The organism is Pseudomonas sp. M20 (assembly GCF_045037865.1).
Lineage (GTDB): Bacteria > Pseudomonadota > Gammaproteobacteria > Pseudomonadales > Pseudomonadaceae > Aquipseudomonas.
In genome coordinates this window covers 223,689-241,982 of the sequence record NZ_CP173611.1, presented here as the reverse complement: position 1 = coordinate 241,982, position 18,294 = coordinate 223,689, and the positions used below count along the sequence as shown (strand labels likewise).

General features: G+C 59.2%; 20 protein-coding genes. All 20 read right to left on the bottom strand.

Going from position 1 to position 18,294, the window contains the following annotated elements; genetic code table 11:
- Window positions 1–126 precede the first annotated feature (126 nt).
- The 20 genes from ACI514_RS01160 to cysE all read right to left on the bottom strand — a co-directional run bounded on the left by ACI514_RS01160 (window position 127) and on the right by cysE (window position 18,292).
- The gene (locus ACI514_RS01160; RefSeq protein ID WP_405122934.1) at window positions 127–918 is read right to left on the bottom strand and encodes an amidohydrolase; all 792 of its coding nucleotides are present in this window, start codon (window positions 916–918) and stop codon (window positions 127–129) included.
- A complete protein-coding gene (locus ACI514_RS01155; protein ID WP_405122933.1) occupies window positions 906–2,054 on the bottom strand; it encodes a pyridoxal phosphate-dependent aminotransferase in 1,149 nt (382 codons plus the stop codon). Before ACI514_RS01155 ends, ACI514_RS01160 begins: the two co-directional genes overlap by 13 nt.
- 235 nt (window positions 2,055–2,289) lie before the next feature.
- On the bottom strand, window positions 2,290–3,759 hold the full coding sequence (gene der, locus ACI514_RS01150; protein ID WP_064118932.1) for a ribosome biogenesis GTPase Der: 1,470 nt from the start codon (window positions 3,757–3,759) through the stop codon (window positions 2,290–2,292).
- A 136-nt stretch (window positions 3,760–3,895) separates the two neighbouring features.
- Window positions 3,896–5,047: an outer membrane protein assembly factor BamB gene (gene bamB / locus ACI514_RS01145; RefSeq protein ID WP_016984368.1), complete on the bottom strand. Its 1,152-nt coding sequence runs from the start codon at window positions 5,045–5,047 to the stop codon at window positions 3,896–3,898.
- Window positions 5,040–5,681 carry a tetratricopeptide repeat protein gene (locus ACI514_RS01140; RefSeq protein ID WP_007916865.1) on the bottom strand — a complete coding sequence of 214 codons (642 nt, stop codon included), beginning with the start codon at window positions 5,679–5,681 and terminating at the stop codon, window positions 5,040–5,042. The genes bamB and ACI514_RS01140 overlap by 8 nt, the downstream gene beginning before the upstream one ends.
- Window positions 5,682–5,722: 41 nt before the next feature.
- The gene (hisS, locus tag ACI514_RS01135; protein ID WP_027612134.1) at window positions 5,723–7,012 is read right to left on the bottom strand and encodes a histidine--tRNA ligase; all 1,290 of its coding nucleotides are present in this window, start codon (window positions 7,010–7,012) and stop codon (window positions 5,723–5,725) included.
- A 37-nt stretch (window positions 7,013–7,049) separates the two neighbouring features.
- Window positions 7,050–8,159: a flavodoxin-dependent (E)-4-hydroxy-3-methylbut-2-enyl-diphosphate synthase gene (gene ispG / locus ACI514_RS01130; RefSeq protein WP_405122932.1), complete on the bottom strand. Its 1,110-nt coding sequence runs from the start codon at window positions 8,157–8,159 to the stop codon at window positions 7,050–7,052.
- A 3-nt stretch (window positions 8,160–8,162) separates the two neighbouring features.
- Window positions 8,163–9,206: a RodZ family helix-turn-helix domain-containing protein gene (locus ACI514_RS01125; protein WP_160059312.1), complete on the bottom strand. Its 1,044-nt coding sequence runs from the start codon at window positions 9,204–9,206 to the stop codon at window positions 8,163–8,165.
- Window positions 9,206–9,964 carry a type IV pilus biogenesis/stability protein PilW gene (gene pilW / locus ACI514_RS01120; protein WP_160059313.1) on the bottom strand — a complete coding sequence of 253 codons (759 nt, stop codon included), beginning with the start codon at window positions 9,962–9,964 and terminating at the stop codon, window positions 9,206–9,208. Before pilW ends, ACI514_RS01125 begins: the two co-directional genes overlap by 1 nt.
- Window positions 9,965–9,976: 12 nt before the next feature.
- The gene (rlmN, locus tag ACI514_RS01115; RefSeq protein ID WP_077574427.1) at window positions 9,977–11,125 is read right to left on the bottom strand and encodes a 23S rRNA (adenine(2503)-C(2))-methyltransferase RlmN; all 1,149 of its coding nucleotides are present in this window, start codon (window positions 11,123–11,125) and stop codon (window positions 9,977–9,979) included.
- 28 nt (window positions 11,126–11,153) lie between these two features.
- Complete coding sequence (gene ndk, locus ACI514_RS01110; RefSeq protein WP_007916882.1) at window positions 11,154–11,579, bottom strand: nucleoside-diphosphate kinase; 426 nt, start codon at window positions 11,577–11,579, stop codon at window positions 11,154–11,156.
- Between the two features lie 88 nt (window positions 11,580–11,667).
- Window positions 11,668–11,868 (bottom strand): Fe-S cluster assembly protein IscX, encoded by a 201-nt coding sequence (gene iscX, locus ACI514_RS01105; protein ID WP_160059314.1) that lies wholly within the window; start codon window positions 11,866–11,868, stop codon window positions 11,668–11,670.
- 14 nt (window positions 11,869–11,882) lie between these two features.
- Entirely contained in the window at window positions 11,883–12,224 is a 342-nt protein-coding gene (fdx, locus tag ACI514_RS01100) for an ISC system 2Fe-2S type ferredoxin (protein ID WP_007916885.1), read from the bottom strand.
- Window positions 12,224–14,089: a Fe-S protein assembly chaperone HscA gene (hscA, locus tag ACI514_RS01095; RefSeq protein WP_405122931.1), complete on the bottom strand. Its 1,866-nt coding sequence runs from the start codon at window positions 14,087–14,089 to the stop codon at window positions 12,224–12,226. Before hscA ends, fdx begins: the two co-directional genes overlap by 1 nt.
- Window positions 14,090–14,140: 51 nt before the next feature.
- Window positions 14,141–14,662, bottom strand: coding sequence for a co-chaperone HscB (gene hscB, locus ACI514_RS01090; RefSeq protein ID WP_405122930.1), 522 nt, complete (start codon window positions 14,660–14,662; stop codon window positions 14,141–14,143).
- Between the two features lie 8 nt (window positions 14,663–14,670).
- Window positions 14,671–14,994: an iron-sulfur cluster assembly protein IscA gene (gene iscA, locus ACI514_RS01085; protein ID WP_003227904.1), complete on the bottom strand. Its 324-nt coding sequence runs from the start codon at window positions 14,992–14,994 to the stop codon at window positions 14,671–14,673.
- 34 nt (window positions 14,995–15,028) lie between these two features.
- Window positions 15,029–15,415 (bottom strand): Fe-S cluster assembly scaffold IscU, encoded by a 387-nt coding sequence (iscU, locus tag ACI514_RS01080; protein ID WP_007916892.1) that lies wholly within the window; start codon window positions 15,413–15,415, stop codon window positions 15,029–15,031.
- 101 nt (window positions 15,416–15,516) lie between these two features.
- Window positions 15,517–16,731, bottom strand: coding sequence for an IscS subfamily cysteine desulfurase (locus ACI514_RS01075; RefSeq protein WP_034156255.1), 1,215 nt, complete (start codon window positions 16,729–16,731; stop codon window positions 15,517–15,519).
- Between the two features lie 47 nt (window positions 16,732–16,778).
- On the bottom strand, window positions 16,779–17,270 hold the full coding sequence (gene iscR, locus ACI514_RS01070) for a Fe-S cluster assembly transcriptional regulator IscR (RefSeq protein ID WP_003227911.1): 492 nt from the start codon (window positions 17,268–17,270) through the stop codon (window positions 16,779–16,781).
- A 245-nt stretch (window positions 17,271–17,515) separates the two neighbouring features.
- Window positions 17,516–18,292, bottom strand: coding sequence for a serine O-acetyltransferase (cysE, locus tag ACI514_RS01065; RefSeq protein ID WP_007964422.1), 777 nt, complete (start codon window positions 18,290–18,292; stop codon window positions 17,516–17,518).
- Window positions 18,293–18,294 lie beyond the last annotated feature (2 nt).

Sequence of the window (18,294 nt, the reverse complement as noted above, 5' to 3'; positions counted from 1 at the left end):
AAAGGCCCCGGCGTTTGAACTCCGGGGCCTTTTTGTTGAAGATCAAAAGATCGCAGCCTTCGGCAGCTCCTACATTGTGATGTCGTACGCCATGTGGAGCTGCCCAAGGCTGCGATCTTTTGCTTTTCAGGTGAACTCGAAGGTGTCGGCATCCAGATTCGCCGGGAAACGCTCGCGATACGCCGCGAGCGGAGCCGCTTCCAGCACAGCCTTGAACACACCATCCGCCTCCCCCGCCGCCAGCAAGGTTTCACCCTGGAAATCCAGCACCTGACTGTCTCCGGTATACGCGAAGCCCTTGCCGTCGGTGCCAACGCGATTCACCGCCGCCACATAACAAAGGTTTTCGATCGCTCGCGCTGGCAACAGGCGATTCCAGTGCAGACGCCGCGCGCCTGGCCAGTTGGCGGTGTACAGCAATAGATCGGTGTCCTGGGCATCGCGGCTCCACACCGGGAAACGCAGGTCATAACAAATCAATGGCCGAATCCGCCAGCCCTTGAGTTCGAACTGCACCTGACGTTCGCCGGGGGTGTAGTGGTTATGCTCGCCCGCCATGCGAAACAGATGGCGCTTGTCGTAATGCAACACTTCGCCGTCCGGTCGCGCCCACAACAGGCGATTACGATGGCTACCGTCAGACGCCTGAATAATCACGCTGCCGGTAATCACCGCATCGAGTTTCGCCGCCTGAACGCGCAGCCATTTGCTGGTCGGGCCGTTCTCGGCTTCGGCAAGGGTCTCGGACTCCATGGAGAATCCGGTGGTGAACATTTCCGGCAGGATGATCAGATCAGCGCCCTGCGCCTGCTCCAGCAACTGCTCGAAATGCTCGAAGTTGGCCTGACGGTCGTGCCAAGCCAGGCTGGTCTGGATGAGCGCCAGGTTGAGATCGGGTAACGCACTCAGATCACGCATAGTTTTGCCGCCGCTTCACGCAGCGTCTCCTCGCGTTTGGCAAAGCACAGGCGCACCAGGCGCTGACCTTGCGGTGGATTCTGGTAGAACACCGACACCGGAATACTCGCCACGCCGTGTTCGCGGGTCATCCACATGGCCATCTCGACGTCATTCAGGTCAGGACGGATCTGCGAGTAATCGACCAACTGAAAATAGGTGCCAGCGACACGGGTGAAGGTGAAGCGCGACGGCGCCAGCAGATCGCAGAACAGATCGCGCTTGGCCTGATAGAAGCCCGGCAGTTCTTCAACGTGTTCCGGGTGCTCGGCCATGTAATCGGCCAGCGCATATTGCAGCGGAGTGACACCGCAGAAGCTGACGTACTGATGAACTTTGCGCAATTCGGCCGTAAGCGCTGGTGGAGCAACGACGTAACCGGTTTTCCAGCCAGTGACGTGATAGGTCTTGCCGAACGAGCTGACCACGAAGGCGCGCTGATACAGCTCCTCATGGGCGAGCACGCTGACGTGCGGCACGCCGTCGAACACCAGATGTTCGTAGACTTCGTCGCTGATCAGATAGATGTCGCGATCGCGGATCAGCGCCGCCAGTTGATCGAGTTCGGCACGACTGATCAGTGCGCCGCTCGGGTTGTGCGGGGTGTTGATGACGATCATCTTCGTGCGCGGGCTCAGGGCCGCGGCGAGCTGATCGAAATCAATGGAGAAGTCGTCCGGGTTCAGTTGCACATGCACGCAACGACCGCCTGCCAGCTCAGTCGCCGGTTCGTAACTGTCGTAGCAAGGATCGAACACAATGACTTCATCGCCGCTGTGGATAACCGCCTGAATCGCACAGAAGATCGCCTGGGTCGCGCCCGGCGTGACCGTCACTTCGCTGTCGGCATTGACCTGCACGCCATAGCTGCGAGCGATTTTCGCCGCAATCTGCTCGCGTAGCGCCGGCAAACCGGTCATCGGTGAATACTGGTTATGGCCATTGGCGATGTGCCGACCAACCGCGTCACGCAGTGACTGCGGGCCGTCAAAATCAGGAAAACCCTGGGACAGGTTGATCGCGCCGGTTTGCGCGGCGAGCTGAGACATCTGCGTGAAAATAGTGATGCCGACATTCGGCAGCTTACTGGTGATCATCGGGGGTTCCCTGCTCAACACCCGGCTCTGACGACGGCGCGGGAGAGCCCGAGGATAGCCCATCCGGCGCCCATAAAAAAAGGGCGCCGGATGGCACCCTTCTCTCATGTTGATCGTTCCCACGCTCTGCGTGGGAATGCAGCCTTGGACGCTCTGCGTCCACCGCTTTTGTGACGCAGAGCGTCACCGTATACATTCCCACGCGGAGCATGGGAACGATCAACGACCCGCGACCTTATTTCTTGTCGCGGCGCTTCTTGTCGGCTTTCTTGTGGTGCGACATCAAGCGACGCTTCTTGTTGACCTGGCGGTCGGTCAGCGTGGTCTTGTTGCCTTCGTACGGGTTCTCGCCGCCCTTGAACTCGATGCGGATCGGCGTACCGACCAGCTTCAGCACACGGCGGTAAGTGTTCTCCAGGTAGCGCACGTACGACTTCGGCACTTTCTCGATCTGGTTACCGTGGATCACGATGATCGGCGGGTTAGCACCACCCAAGTGGGCATAACGCAGCTTGATCCGGCGGTTGTTGACCATCGGTGGCGCGTGCTCGCCAACCGCGTCTTCGAGAATCTGGGTCAGACGGTTGGTCGGCCAGCGGGTGACCGCCGACTTGAAGGAGTTCTGTACGGACGCGTAGAGGTTACCCACGCCCGTGCCGTGCAGGGCCGAGATGAAGTGAATGTCGGCGTAATCAACGAAGAACAGACGACGCTGCAGCTCGACCTTCACATAGTCGCGCTCGCTCGGCGTCATGCCGTCCCACTTGTTGATCGCGATGACCAGCGCACGACCGGACTCGATGGCGAAACCGAGCAGGTTGAGGTCGTGATCGACCACACCTTCGCGGGCGTCCATCACGAAGATCACTACGTTGGCGTCTTTGATCGCTTGCAGGGTTTTGACCACGGAGAATTTTTCGACTTCCTCGTGGATCTTGCCGCGCTTGCGCACACCGGCGGTGTCGATCAGCGTGTACTTCTCTTCATTGCGTTCGAACGGAATGTAGATACTGTCGCGCGTGGTGCCGGGCTGGTCATAGACGATTACCCGGTCTTCACCGAGCATGCGGTTGACCAGCGTCGATTTGCCGACGTTCGGCCGGCCGATGATGGCGATCTTGATCCCGTCTTTTTCGCTCGGGCCAGGAATGCGCTTGGCTTCCTCGCCTTCGGCAACGATCTCTTCTTCGCCGTCTTCCGGCTCTTCTTCGTCTTTGGGGAAATCACCCAGGGCGATTTCCAGCATCTGCGTGATGCCACGGCCGTGAGCACCGGCGATCGGGATCGCGTGGCCCATGCCCAACGGAGCGAACTCAGCGCGGGCCATTTCCGGGTCGATGTTGTCGACCTTGTTGGCGACCACGTAGGAACGCTTGTTACGTTTGCGCAGGTGTTCGGCGATCATCTGGTCGGCGGCGGTAAAACCGGCCTTGGCATCTACCAGGAACAGCACAACGTCTGCTTCTTCAATGGCTAGCAGCGACTGCTCGGCCATTTTTTCGTCCATACCGTGCTCGTCACCGGAGATACCACCGGTGTCGACCAGAATGTAGGAACGCCCTTGCCACTTGGCCTCACCGTACTGGCGATCACGGGTCAGACCGGACAAGTCGCCGACGATGGCGTCGCGAGTCCTGGTCAGGCGGTTGAACAAGGTGGACTTGCCGACGTTCGGTCGGCCCACCAGGGCGATTACGGGAACCATGCGGCTCTCCACTTCGTTATTTCAGAAAATACAAAAGCCGCTGCGAGGCAGCGGCTGGTGCTCGGGGCAACGCCTGTTAGCGCTGCAAGCCCCATGAATCCGGGGCCGCCTGGGGGTTTAACCCCAAGCATAGTTGTTACTTGATGGTCAGGGCTTCCAGTTTGCCGCTGTTGCCATAGACATAAATCGTGTCACCCACCACCAGCGGACGGGCACGCAGGCCGTCGCTGTCGATGCGCTCACGGCCGACGAAACGACCGTCAACCTGACTCAACAGGTGCAGATAACCTTCCAGGTCACCCACTGCAACATAGCTGGAGAACACTTCCGGAGCCGACAGTTGACGGCGAGCCAACGAATCGTTGCTCCACAATGCTGTGGTGGAACGCTCGTCGACGCCTTCAACGGTGCCCGAGGACAGGCTCACGTAAACGCTGCCGAAACCCTGAGCGATACCGGCATAGCTCGACGCATCGCGCTGCCAGAGTTGACGACCGCTTTCCAGATCCAGTGCCGCAACGCGCCCCTGGTAGCTGGCAACGTACAGCGTACCGCCGGACAACAGCAGACCGCCGTCGATATCGACCACGCGCTCCAGTTCCGAACGACCCTGTGGAATCGCGATCCGTTGTTCCCAGACCGGCACGCCGTTGGAAATGTCCAGAGCGACCACTTTACCGGTCGACAGGCCAGCCACCGCGAGGCGGTTGGTCACCAGCGGCGCACTGGTGCCACGCAGGGTCAGTACGGCCGGGGTGCTGTCATACACCCAACGCTGGGTACCGGTGGAAGCATCCAGACCGATCAGACGATCGTCCTGAGTCTGCACCACTACCACGTCACCGTTGTTGGCCGGTGGCGCCAAGACTTCGCTGTTGACGCGAGCGCGCCACTTCTCTTCACCGTTGCTGGTGTCGAGAGCAACGACTTCACCGCGCAGGGTGCCGATCAGCACCAGACCATAACCAACGCCGACAGCGCCGGAGACAGGCAGGTCAAGATCCTGCTTCCATTTCACGTCGCCGTTGCCGCGATCCATGGCCATCACCACGCCGGTTACATCAGCGGCGTAGATGGTGTCACCGTCGATCGCCGGCACCAGCATGTTGTAGGTTTCGCCCTGACCGTCACCGATCGAACGACTCCACTGCTTTTGCAGAACCACTTCTTCTTTGAAGTCGGTCAGTTCAGCCGGTGGCAATTCTTTCTTGCTGTTGCTGCTGCAACCCGCGGCCAGAAGGGCCAGAGCCAGCAATGCTGCATGCTTCCAACGGATCACGTCACGCATCCCCTTTGGCCAGGTCGTCGAGCTTGATTTGAAGGCCACCGACCGCCGCTTCATCCGACAGTGCCGCCTTGGCTTTTTGATACGCCTTGTTCGCGTCATCGGTACGGCCCAGCTGCACCAGCAGGTCGCCCTTGAGTTCTTCGCGAGTGGCCAGGAACGCTTTGTCGGCGTCGCCGTCGAGCAGTTTCAGGCCGTCTTCAGCCTTGTTCTGCGCGCCAAGCACCTGCGCCAGACGCTGACGGGCGATTTCGCCCAGCGCCGGGTTGGCCGGTTTGTCGACAATGGCTTTCAGTTCGGTCGCGGCGTCATCCAGCTTGCCGCTGTCGACCGCCACTTTGGCCACGAACAGGCTGCCGTACTGCGCGTAGGCAGAACCGCCGAATTCGCTGTTGAGCTTGCCGGCCAGGTCCGCAACGCGGGCCGCGTCAGGCTTGCCATCAGGCGTCAGCGTGGTTTCCAGCAATTGCTGATAGAGCACCGAGGCGCCTTGCGACTGGTTGCTCTGATACTTGTGATAAGCCTGCCAGCCGAACACGATGACCAGCGCCAACAGGCCGCCGGTGACCAGAGGTTTGCCGTTGCGTGTCCACCAGTCCTTCAAATCCGCCAACTGTTCGTCTTCGGTACTCGACACCCCAATACTCCTTAATCGCTAAATCGGCTGTTTGGACAGCTTCAACCCTGCACGACGCAGGTGGCCAGGTGAGCGGCGAGCGCATCCCAGGCAATGCTTTGTTGTTCGCCCTGGCCACGCAGGGGTTTGAAACCTACCACTTGCTGGGCCATTTCGTCGTCACCGAGGATCAGTGCGTACAGCGCACCGCTCTTGTCGGCCTTCTTGAACTGGCTTTTGAAGCTGCCGGCGCCGGCATTGACTTGCAGACGCAGGTTTGGAAGTTGATCGCGAACCCGTTCAGCCAGAGCCAGACCGGCCAGCTCGGCTTCTTCACCGAAGGCGCACAGATAGACATCAACCTGACGGGAGATTTCTTCCGGGATCTGTTCCAGGGTTTCCAGCATCAGTACCAGACGCTCGATGCCCATGGCGAAACCGACGCCGGTGGTTGGCTTGCCGCCCATCTGCTCGACCAGACCGTCGTAACGGCCACCCGCGCAAACAGTGCCCTGGGCGCCGAGCTTGTCGGTAACCCATTCGAATACGGTTTTGCTGTAGTAATCGAGGCCGCGCACCAGCTTCGGGTTGAGCACGTACGGAATGCCAACGGCATCCAGACGCGCTTTCAAACCTTCGAAGTGCGCACGGGATTCGTCGTCGAGGTAGTCGGCCATTTTCGGCGCATCGACCAGCACCGCTTGAGTGTCGGCATTTTTCGTGTCGAGCACGCGCAGCGGGTTGGTTTTCAGGCGACGCTGGCTGTCTTCGTCGAGCTTGTCGTGGTGCGCCGAGAGGTACTCGACCAGCGCTTCACGATAACGCCCACGGGACTCGCTGGTGCCCAGACTGTTGAGCTCGAGCTTGACCGCATCACGGATACCCAACTCGCCCCACAGGCGCCAGGTCATGATGATCAGCTCGGCGTCGATGTCCGGACCGTCGAGGTTGAACACTTCCAGACCGATCTGGTGGAACTGACGATAACGACCTTTCTGCGGACGCTCGTGGCGGAACATCGGGCCGATGTACCAGAGTTTCTGCACTTGGCCGCCACCGGTGATGCCGTGCTCAAGCACAGCACGCACGCACGCCGCGGTGCCTTCCGGACGCAGGGTCAGGGAGTCGCCGTTGCGATCTTCGAAGGTGTACATCTCTTTTTCGACGATGTCGGTCACTTCACCGATCGAGCGCTTGAACAGCTCGGTGAACTCGACGATCGGCATGCGGATCTGCTTGTAACCGTAGTTATCCAGCAAACGCGCTACGGTGCCCTCGAAATAACGCCACAGCGGGGTCTGTTCGGGCAGGATGTCGTTCATGCCACGAATGGCTTGCAATGACTTGCTCACTTTAAATCCTTAAATTCGTTCGGCTCTTCAGTCAGGCTCAGCCGCGCGCAATAACCGCAGCGTCAGCTTCGACCTTTTCGGCCGCTTTCTGGCGGATCAGCTTTTCCAGCTCGTCCACCAGATTGTCATTCGTCAGTTTCTGCGACGGCTTGCCGTCGATGTAAATCAGGTTTGGCGTACCGCCGGTCAAGCCGATATGGGCTTCCTTGGCTTCGCCGGGGCCGTTGACCACGCAACCGATCACCGCGACATCCAGCGGCACCAGCAGGTCTTCAAGGCGCCCTTCCAGCTCGTTCATGGTTTTCACCACATCGAAGTTCTGCCGCGAGCAGCTCGGGCAGGCGATGAAGTTGATGCCACGGGAACGCAGATGCAAAGACTTGAGAATGTCGTAACCGACCTTCACTTCCTCGACCGGGTCGGCCGCCAGCGAGATGCGGATAGTATCGCCAATCCCCTCGGCGAGCAGCATACCTAGGCCCACGGCGGATTTCACTGTGCCCGAACGCAATCCACCGGCTTCGGTGATGCCCAGGTGCAGCGGCTGGACGATTTCTTTCGCCAGCAAGCGGTACGCTTCGACGGCCATGAACACGTCGGAAGCCTTCACGCTGACCTTGAAGTCCTGGAAATTCAGGCGCTCGAGGTGTTCAACGTGGCGCAGAGCGGACTCAACCAGCGCGGCTGGAGTCGGCTCGCCGTATTTCTTTTGCAGGTCTTTTTCCAGCGAACCGGCGTTGACGCCGATGCGGATCGGAATCGCGCGATCACGTGCCGCATCGACCACCGCACGAACACGATCTTCGCGACCGATGTTGCCCGGGTTGATGCGCAGGCAGTCCACACCCAATTCGGCTACGCGCAGGGCGATCTTGTAGTCGAAGTGGATGTCGGCAACCAGCGGTACCTTGACCAGTTGCTTGATCTTGCCGAACGCCTCGGCGGCGTCCATGTCCGGCACCGAAACGCGAACGATGTCGACGCCGGCGGCTTCCAGACGATTGATTTGCGCAACAGTGGCGGCAACGTCATTGGTGTCGCTGTTGGTCATGCTCTGCACCGCGATCGGCGCATCGCCGCCCACCGGTACGTTGCCGACCCAGATCTTGCGCGAAACGCGACGTTTGATTGGAGATTCGCCGTGCATGACTTATTGACCCAACTTCAGGCGAGCAGTCTCGCCACTGGTGAACGGAGCGATATCGACCGGCTGGCCGTTGTAGCTGACCTGCGCGGCACGGGCAACACCCAGACGTACGTTAAGCGGCGGCTTGCCGGAAACGGTGACGCTATCGCCTTTATGCTTCAGACCACTGAAAATCACTTTGCCACGGCCATCGGTCACTTGTGCCCAGCAATCGGCGCTGAACTGCAACTGGACCTGACCGTCGCCTGCAACCGGCGCGGTTGCTTCTGCGATTGGCGCGGCGGTAGCAGGAGCAACCGGCGCAGTGGTGGTCGGTGCTGGAGTCGCGGGAGCGTTTGGTGCCGGGGTTGCCGGGGTAGCGACAACTGGCGCTGGCGTATGAGCCGGGGCGGTCGTCGTTGCCGCCGGCGCAACCGGTGCGGCCGGAGTGGTTGCCGGGGTGGTAGCTTCGGCACCGGTCGATTCAGCGGTGGTTTCAGACTGAGGCAGCGCCAGCGCTGTGGAAGTATCAGCCTGATTCTCCTCGACAGCCTGGTCTTCCGGCTCGTCAATCGGGTGAATCTGGGTCGTACCGTCAGCACCTTCGACTTCAACGTGCTCAGGCGCCAGCGACGTCAAGTCCTTGCTGCGCAGCGAGGTCTGATCCTGCCACCAGACGAAACCGCCGCCGATGACCGCGATCAGCAACAGCAGGCTGACAATACGCAGAATGGTGTGGGAAACCCGCACCGGCTCTTCGATACGGCCAAGGGCATGAACGTTGCTGCCCTGGGAATCGGTGCCAGTGGACTGGTCGAATTGCTGGACCAGAACGGTCTGGTCCATGCCGAGCAATTTGGCATAGGCGCGAATGTAACCGCGAGCGAAGGTATGCCCCGGCAGCTTGTCGAAAGCGCCGGCTTCAAGATTGCTCAGGGAAGTCACGGTGAGGTTGAGCTTGAGGGCCACTTCGGCCAGCGACCAGCCATTGCTTTCGCGGGCCTGGCGCAGGGTCTCACCGGGGTTAACGCGATTCGCTGCTACAACTTCGGGATGCGCCGCTTTCATCATTGCTCCGACAGGTATTGCTGATATTCCGGCGTACCGGGATAGAGTCGTTTTAATTGCAGGCCATAACTGGCGGCCTTGTCGCGATCTTCAAACACTTTTGCCAGCCGAACGCCGAGCAATAGACTACGTGCATTTTGTTCGGTCAGCAGGCTGAAACGGTCGTAATAGTCACGCGCGGGCACATAATGCCTGTCTTCGAAGGACAACTCAGCCATTTCCAGCAATGCACGCGGTTGTTGACGATTCAGACGCAGTGCCTTTTCCAGCTGTTGCTGCGCCAGATCACGCTGACCGAGCTTCGCGGCCGTCATGCCGAGGTTCTCGAACACACGCGAACGCTCAGGATACAGGGTATCGGCAGCGGCCTGTTCAAAACGCTCGTAGGCTTCTTTATAACGCTGTTCTTCGTAGAGAAAACTGCCGTAGTTGTTGAGGATGCGCGCATCGGCAGGACGGGAGGACAAAGCCTTGCGGAAGTGTTCGTCGGCCAGCTCAGGCTCCATTTCGGACTGGAACACCAAGCCGAGAGCAGCGTTGGCGTCAGGATCGGAACCATCGATTTCCAGCGCCTTCTTCAGCGGCACCTTGGCCCGCTCGGTCATGCCTTGCTGCAAGTATCCCAGCCCCAACTGCACGTAGGCAGCCCGCGCTTCATCGCGGCCCTTGCTGGTCTTCATCGGGTTGTAGTCACCCGACAGGACACAACCAGCACACAGGCTGGCCAACAGCAACAGCAGCGCAAAGCGCAGGGACATAGAGATCCTCTCTTAATTTGTGTTCGCGGCGTTCTGTGCCAGATCGCTGTCGGCGCTCAACTCGCGCACGGCGATGTAACGTTCGCTGCGACGGGTGCGATCCAGCACCTGCCCTACCAATTGACCACATGCAGCGTCGATGTCTTCACCACGGGTGGTGCGGACGGTGACGTTGAAACCGGCCTGATGCAACTGATCCTGGAAACGACGGATCGCGTTGTTGCTTGGCCGCTCGTACCCGGAATGCGGGAACGGGTTGAACGGAATCAGGTTGATCTTGCACGGAATATTCTTCAGTAGCTCGATCATCTCGACGGCGTGCTCGACCTTGTCGTTGATGTCCTTGAGCAAGGTGTACTCGATGGTCAGCACGCGTTTTTCGCCCAGGGACGACATGTAGCGCTGGCACGACTCGAGCAACATCTTAAGCGGATATTTCTTGTTGATCGGCACCAATTGGTTACGCAATGCGTCATTCGGTGCGTGCAGCGACAACGCCAGGGAGACGTCGATGTGCTTGGCCAGCTCATCGATCATCGGCACCACGCCCGAAGTGGACAGGGTTACGCGGCGCTTGGAAATCCCGTAGCCGAGGTCATCCATCATCAGATGCATGGCGGCGACGACGTTGTCGAAGTTCAGCAGCGGCTCACCCATGCCCATCATCACCACGTTGGTGATGGCACGGTCGACGGTTGCCGGGACGCTGCCGAAAGATTTGTTGGCAATCCACACCTGACCGATGACTTCGGCGGCGGTGAGGTTGCTATTGAAGCCTTGCTTGCCGGTGGAGCAGAAACTGCAATCCAGGGCACAGCCTGCCTGGGACGAAACGCACAATGTGCCGCGCTTGCCCTGGGGAATGTACACGGTCTCGACGCAGCTGCCGGACGCCACGCGCACCACCCACTTACGGGTGCCGTCGCTGGAGATGTCCTCGCTGACCACTTCCGGACCACGGACCTCAGCAATAGCCTTGAGCTTGTCGCGCAAGGCCTTGCTGACGTTCGTCATGGCGTCGAAATCATCGACGCCAAAGTGGTGAATCCATTTCATTACCTGACCGGCACGGAAACGCTTCTCCCCGATTGAGTCGAAGAATTTTTCCATTTCCTGTTGAGTCAGACCCAGCAGGTTGGTTTTTACAGTCGATGTAGTCATGGATTCACCTTCACTCTTAAGCCAATGCTTAGCGAGTGGTTACTTCAGTAGCTGCGAAGAAGTACGAGATTTCACGAGCAGCTGCGGCTTCGGAGTCCGAACCGTGAACAGCGTTGGCGTCGATGGAATCAGCGAAGTCAGCGCGGATGGTGCCGGCAGCAGCTTCTTTAGGGTTGGTAGCGCCCATCAGCTCACGGTTCAGAGCGATAGCGTTTTCGCCTTCCAGAACCTGAACAACAACAGGACCGGAGATCATGAAAGCAACCAGGTCGCCGAAGAAACCACGAGCGCTGTGCTCAGCGTAGAAGCCTTCAGCTTCAGCTTTGGACAGTTGCTTCAGTTTCGAAGCTACAACGCGCAGGCCGGCTTTTTCGAAACGGGTGGTGATTTCGCCGATGACGTTTTTTGCAACAGCGTCAGGCTTGATGATGGAGAAAGTGCGTTGAACAGCCATGGTGTAACTCCAGAAACGGTAATTTGCGAAAAATTAAACCCGCGAATTATACGCGGGTTCTTGGGTATTGCCTAACCTGCGAGGACGATCAGTCCAATTCTTCAGCCCAGAGCGTCTGAACCGCTTCCAACACCTTCTCGCCTACGCGACCAGAGGTGTTGTCAAAATCCGGCAGTTCTTTGATCCATTGCTGCAAGTCGACGAAATTGACAGAAAACGGATCTACACCCGGCTTGGCCGCGGCCAGTTCTTCTGCAATACGTTGAACATCGTTCCAACCGTAGCTCATGACAGTCTTACCAGTCAGTGCGGCGCTTCAGCCGCATGGTTAAGCGAATATTTCGGAATTTCGACGGTGATGTCTTCTTCACCGACGATCGCCTGGCAAGCCAGACGCGATTGCGCTTCCAGGCCCCAGGCGCGATCGAGGAAGTCTTCTTCCAGCTCGTCAGCCTCTTCCATCGAGTCGAAACCCTCGCGGATGATGCAGTGGCAAGTGGTGCAAGCACAGACGCCGCCGCAGGCGCTTTCCATCTCGATGTGGTGTTCGTGGGCCAGTTCGAGAATCGATGTGCCGGGCGCAGCCTCGACCACCATGCCTTCAGGGCAGAACTTCTCGTGGGGCAGAAAAATGACCTGCGGCATCAGATATCCTCGATTTCATTCAGATTGCGCCCCGACAGAGCGGCTTTCACCGTCAGATCCATGCGGCGGGCAGCAAAAGCATCGGTCACTTGCGACAGACGCTTGGTCTGCTGCTCGATGGCGTAACCATCAGTACCTTTCATCAGTTCGGCCAATTCCTGCAGCTGCAGGTCGATGACCATGCGCTCTTCGGCGTCGAGCAAACGCTCGCCATCGGCCTCCAGAGCACCCTGCACCGCTTCGATCAAGCGTTGGGCATCGACTTGCTGCTCGCGCAGAACGCGGGCGACCTTGTCGTCATTGGCGTGCTGGAACGAATCCTTGAGCATTTTGGCGATTTCGCCGTCGGTCAGACCGTAGGACGGCTTGACCTGAATGCTCGCCTCAACGCCCGAACCCAGCTCACGAGCGGAAACGCTGAGCAGACCGTCGGCATCGACCTGGAAGGTCACGCGAATCTTCGCTGCACCAGCCACCATCGCTGGAATGCCGCGCAATTCGAAGCGCGCCAGGGAGCGACAGTCGCTGATCAGCTCGCGCTCACCCTGCAGGACGTGGATCGCCATGGCCGACTGGCCGTCTTTATACGTAGTGAAATCTTGTGCGCGAGCGACAGGGATGGTGGTGTTGCGCGGAATCACCTTCTCCATCAGGCCGCCCATGGTTTCCAGCCCCAGGGACAGCGGAATCACGTCGAGCAGCAGCAGTTCGCCGCCATCGCGCTTGTTGCCCGCCAGGGTATCGGCCTGGATCGCGGCACCGATGGCCACCACTTGATCCGGGTCGATTTCAGTCAGAGGCTGACGACCAAAAGCTTCGGCAACGGCTTCGCGAACACGCGGAACCCGAGTCGAACCGCCGACCATGACCACGGCGTGCACATCTTCCAGCTCGATGCCGGAGTCGCGAACGGCACGGCGGCAGGCTTTCAGGCTGCGCGCGACCATTGGCTCGATCAGCGCATCGAAGGCTTCGCGGGTCAGCGGTGCTTTCCAGTCGCCATAGGCCACTTCAACGCTGGCCGAGTCGGTCAGGGCTTCTTTGGCCGCACAAGCGGTTTGCAGCAGATTGCGTTGTGCGCCCGGATCGAGATCGGCGGACAGGCCGGCGCTCTCGATGATCCAGCCGGCAATCGCGTGATCGAAGTCATCGCCGCCCAGCGCGCTGTCGCCGCCAGTGGCCAAAACTTCGAAAACACCGCCGGTCAGACGCAGAATGGAAATATCGAAAGTACCGCCGCCGAGGTCATAAATGGCGACCAGGCCTTCAGCGTGCTGATCCAGACCGTATGCCACAGCCGCTGCGGTCGGCTCATTGAGCAAACGCAGCACGTTCAGACCGGCGAGTTTCGCGGCATCTTTAGTGGCTTGACGCTGAGCATCGTCGAAATACGCCGGAACGGTAATCACCGCACCCACCAGTTCGCCACCCAAGGTCGCTTCAGCGCGCTGACGCAGGACCTTGAGGATATCGGCGGAGACTTCGACCGGGCTTTTCGGGCCCTGCACGGTGTCGATGAACGGCATGTGCGACTCGCCACCGACAAAGCGGTAGGGCAGTTGCTCGCCCAATTGCTTGACGTCGGACAGACCACGACCCATCAAGCGCTTGACCGACAGCACAGTGTTCAAAGGATCGGAAGCGGCAGCCAGCTTGGCCGACTCGCCGACTTCGACGTGATCAGCGTGGTAACGCACAGCGGACGGCAGGATGACCTGCCCGTTTGCGTCGGCCAACGGCTCGGAAAGACCACTGCGCAACGCAGCGACCAGCGAATTGGTAGTGCCCAAGTCGATCCCCACAGCCAGACGACGCTGGTGCGGTTGAGGACTTTGGCCGGGTTCGGCGATCTGCAGTAGGGCCATCGTGATCAGGACTTATCTGTATATCAGGCGTGCGACCGGAGCGGCACTGGGTTAATCGTCGAGGCGCTCTTCTAACTGGCGCACTTCGTAGGTGAGCTTGTCGAGGAACTGCATGCGCCGCATCAGGCGTTCGGCCTGTTCGCGTTGCGCCGCATCATCCCAACAGGCTGCGAAGCTTTCATTGAGTTCTTCCTGAGCCACTTTCAAGCGCCGCTTGAACACCGCGACACCGTCGAGGTCGGCACTGTCCTGGAGGTCTTCGAGCTCTTCGCGCCATTGCATCTGCTGCAGAAGAAACTCGGGATCATGGACGGTGACTTCCATCGGCACTTCATGCCCGCTGATGGTCAGCAGGTAGCGTGCGCGCTGGGCCGGACTCTTGAGCGTCTGATAGGCGTCGTTGAGCCGTGCAGATTGCTCGAGTGCCGACCGCTGCTCACGCTCGGAAGCGTCGGCAAAGCGGTCAGGATGAACGACGCGCGCCAACTCACGATAGCGCGTGGCCAACTGCTCGAGATCCAGACGGAAACCCGGTTGCAGCTCGAATAAAGCGAAATGACAAGGAATACCCACGACAAGCCTCAGATGTTGAAGCTTTCGCCGCAGCCACATTCACCGCGTACGTTGGGGTTGTTGAACTTGAAGCCTTCGTTCAACCCTTCCTTGACGAAATCGAGCTCGGTGCCGTCCAGGTAGGCGAGGCTTTTCGGGTCGATGATCACTTTTTCGCCGTGACTCTCGAACACCTGATCCTCTGCAACCACCTCGTCGACAAACTCCAGCACGTAGGCAAGGCCGGAACAGCCTGTGGTGCGAACACCCAGACGAATCCCTTCACCTTTGCCGCGCCCGTCGAGGGAGCGCCGCACGTGTCGAGCAGCCGCTTCTGTCATGCTGATAGCCATCGGTGACTCCTTACTCGTCGCCAAATCCAGAAAGTCAGATCAAGCCTTTCTTCTGCTTGTAATCGCGAACAGCCGCTTTGATAGCGTCTTCAGCCAGTACCGAGCAGTGAATTTTCACTGGCGGCAGGGCCAGTTCTTCGGCCAGCTGAGTGTTCTTGATGGTTTCTGCTTCGTCCAGGGTCTTGCCCTTCATCCACTCGGTGGCGAGGGAGCTGGAAGCGATAGCCGAACCGCAGCCGTAGGTCTTGAACTTGGCATCTTCGATGATGCCAGCGTCGTTGACCTTGATTTGCAGACGCATCACGTCGCCGCACGCCGGAGCGCCGACCATGCCGGTGCCGACATCAGGATCTTCCGCGTTCATCTTGCCGACGTTGCGCGGGTTTTCGTAGTGGTCGATGACCTTTTCGCTGTAAGCCATGATTCTCAATCCTCACTCATCAGGGCCGCTCTTGAGACCCTGCAACTGCGCTGCGTAAACCGCCACGTCGCTACAGGATCTGTATCTGGCGGCTTCTATATTTAGTGTGCCGCCCACTCGATTTTCGAGATATCGACGCCGTCTTTGTACATGTCCCACAGCGGCGACAAAGCGCGCAGCTTGGTAACGGCCTCGCAGACTTTCTGCGCGGCGTAGTCGATTTCTTCTTCGGTGGTGAAACGCCCGAAGGTGAAGCGGATCGAGCTGTGTGCCAGTTCGTCGTTGCGGCCCAGGGCGCGCAGTACGTACGAAGGCTCCAGCGACGCCGAGGTGCAAGCCGAACCGGACGATACCGCGAGATCCTTGAGCGCCATGATCAGCGACTCGCCTTCAACGTAGTTGAAGCTCAGGTTCAGGTTGTGCGGAACGCGGGCGGTCAGGCTGCCGTTGACGTACAGCTCTTCCAGATGCTCGACCTGCTTGTAAAAACGGTCGCTCAAGGCTTTGATACGGACGTTTTCGGCAGCCATGTCTTCTTTGGCTACACGGAACGCTTCACCCATGCCGACGATCTGATGGGTCGCCAGAGTGCCGGAACGCATGCCGCGCTCGTGACCGCCGCCGTGCATGGTCGCTTCGATGCGCACACGCGGCTTGCGGCTGACGTACAGCGCGCCGATGCCTTTAGGGCCGTAGGTTTTGTGAGCGGAGAACGACATCATGTCGACTTTCAGTTTCTGCAGGTCGATGTCGACCTTGCCAGTGGACTGAGCGGCGTCGACGTGGAACAGAACGCCCTTGGCGCGGAGCATTTCGCCAATAGCGGCGATGTCGTTGACGGTGCCGATTTCGTTGTTCACGTGCATCACGGAGACCAGGATGGTGTCTTCGCGCAGTGCAGCTTCAATCATGGCCGGGGTGATCAGACCGTCTTCGGTCGGCTCGAGGTAAGTGACCTCGAAACCTTCACGCTCAAGTTGGCGCATGGTGTCAAGGACAGCCTTGTGCTCAATCTTGGAGGTGATCAGGTGCTTGCCCTTGGAACCGTAGAAATGCGCCGCACCCTTGATTGCCAGGTTATCGGATTCGGTCGCGCCCGAGGTCCAGACGATTTCGCGCGGGTCGGCATTGACCAGATCGGCCACCTGACGACGGGCGTTTTCGACGGACTCTTCAGCCTTCCAGCCGAATACGTGGGAACGGGACGCCGGGTTACCGAAGTTTCCGTCGACCAGCAGGCATTCACTCATCTTTTGCGCAACACGCGGATCAACCGGGGTGGTCGCAGAGTAATCAAGGTAAATCGGCAATTTCATGGACTATCTCCTAAATCAGGGCTGGCGTGCCGCTAGCTCTTTGGCTGTCATTCGACGGCGGACGCTTCAATCTTGTCCAGGCGTGGCGCCTTGCTGTTGCAACGACGCTGGTCCTGACGCTGGGCTACTTCTTGCACCTCACGGCGAGTCACAAGATCAGCCAAGCTGATACCACTTAGAAATTCGTGAATCTGCAGGCTCAAATCGCACCACAGATGATGGGTCAGGCAGGTGTCGCCGGAATGGCAATCGCCTTGGCCTTGGCATTTGGTGGCATCGACCGATTCGTTTACCGCATCGATCACCTGAGCGACCTGAATGCCCTGCATGTCGCGGGACAACTGGTAGCCACCACCCGGGCCGCGAACGCTGGAAACCAGGTTACTGCGGCGCAGCTTGGCGAACAGCTGTTCGAGGTAGGACAGGGAGATGCCTTGGCGCTCGGAGATATCGGCCAGGGACACCGGCCCGTGCTGCGCGTGCAACGCCAGGTCAAGCATGGCGGTCACGGCGTATCGGCCTTTTGTAGTCAGTCGCATGGACAGTTACCACGGAGTTCAGAATGGGGCGAGTATGCAATTCCCGAGTATTTAAGTCAACTTTAAGACCTAGTACTTTAGTCAGGATTACCCGCAAAAGAGCGCGCGAATGATAGCAGGGTCTGCGGCCTAATGGCACACCGACTGGCGTAAGCCTGTGTAGGAGCTGCCGCAGGCTGCGATCTTTTGACTTTGCCTTCCACAAGATCAAAAGATCGCAGCCTTCGGCAGCTCCTACAGGGGCGCTAGCCGGCTTTGGATTCGTCTTTGCCTTTGACGCAGGCGAAGTCTTCTTCACGCAGCTCAGGCAGATCTTTCGCACAGTAATTGCTGCCCAGATCCTTCAGCGCGCCGCACATCCCCTCCAGCCGCCCGTCCACCGCCTGCAGGTGATCGAGCAACTGACCGATGGCGCGCGCCACCGGGTCGGGCATGTCTTCACTGACGCCGTAGGCATCGAAACCGATCTTCTCGGCCATGGCCTTGCGCTTGGCATCCTGCTCCTCATCGGATTTGACGATGATTCGCCCAGGAATACCGACAACCGTGGCGCCTGGCGGCACTTCTTTGGTCACCACGGCATTGGAACCGACCTTGGCACCGGCGCCGACCGTGAAAGGACCGAGCACCTTGGCGCCCGCGCCCACGACCACACCATCACCCAGCGTCGGGTGACGCTTGCCTTTGTTCCAGCTGGTACCACCGAGAGTCACGCCCTGATATATCGTCACGTCATCGCCAATCTCAGCGGTTTCACCGATGACGATGCCCATGCCGTGGTCGATAAAGAAACGACGACCGACCTTGGCGCCCGGATGAATTTCGATCCCGGTCAACCAGCGACCGAAGTTTGATACCAGCCGCGCCAGCCATTTCAGCTCGTTGCGCCAGAGCATGCCGGCCAATCGATGAATCCAGATTGCATGCATACCGGGGTAGCAAGTCAGGACTTCAAAAGCGTTACGCGCCGCCGGATCTCGATGGAATACGCTCTGGATATCTTCACGCAAACGCTCAAACATCA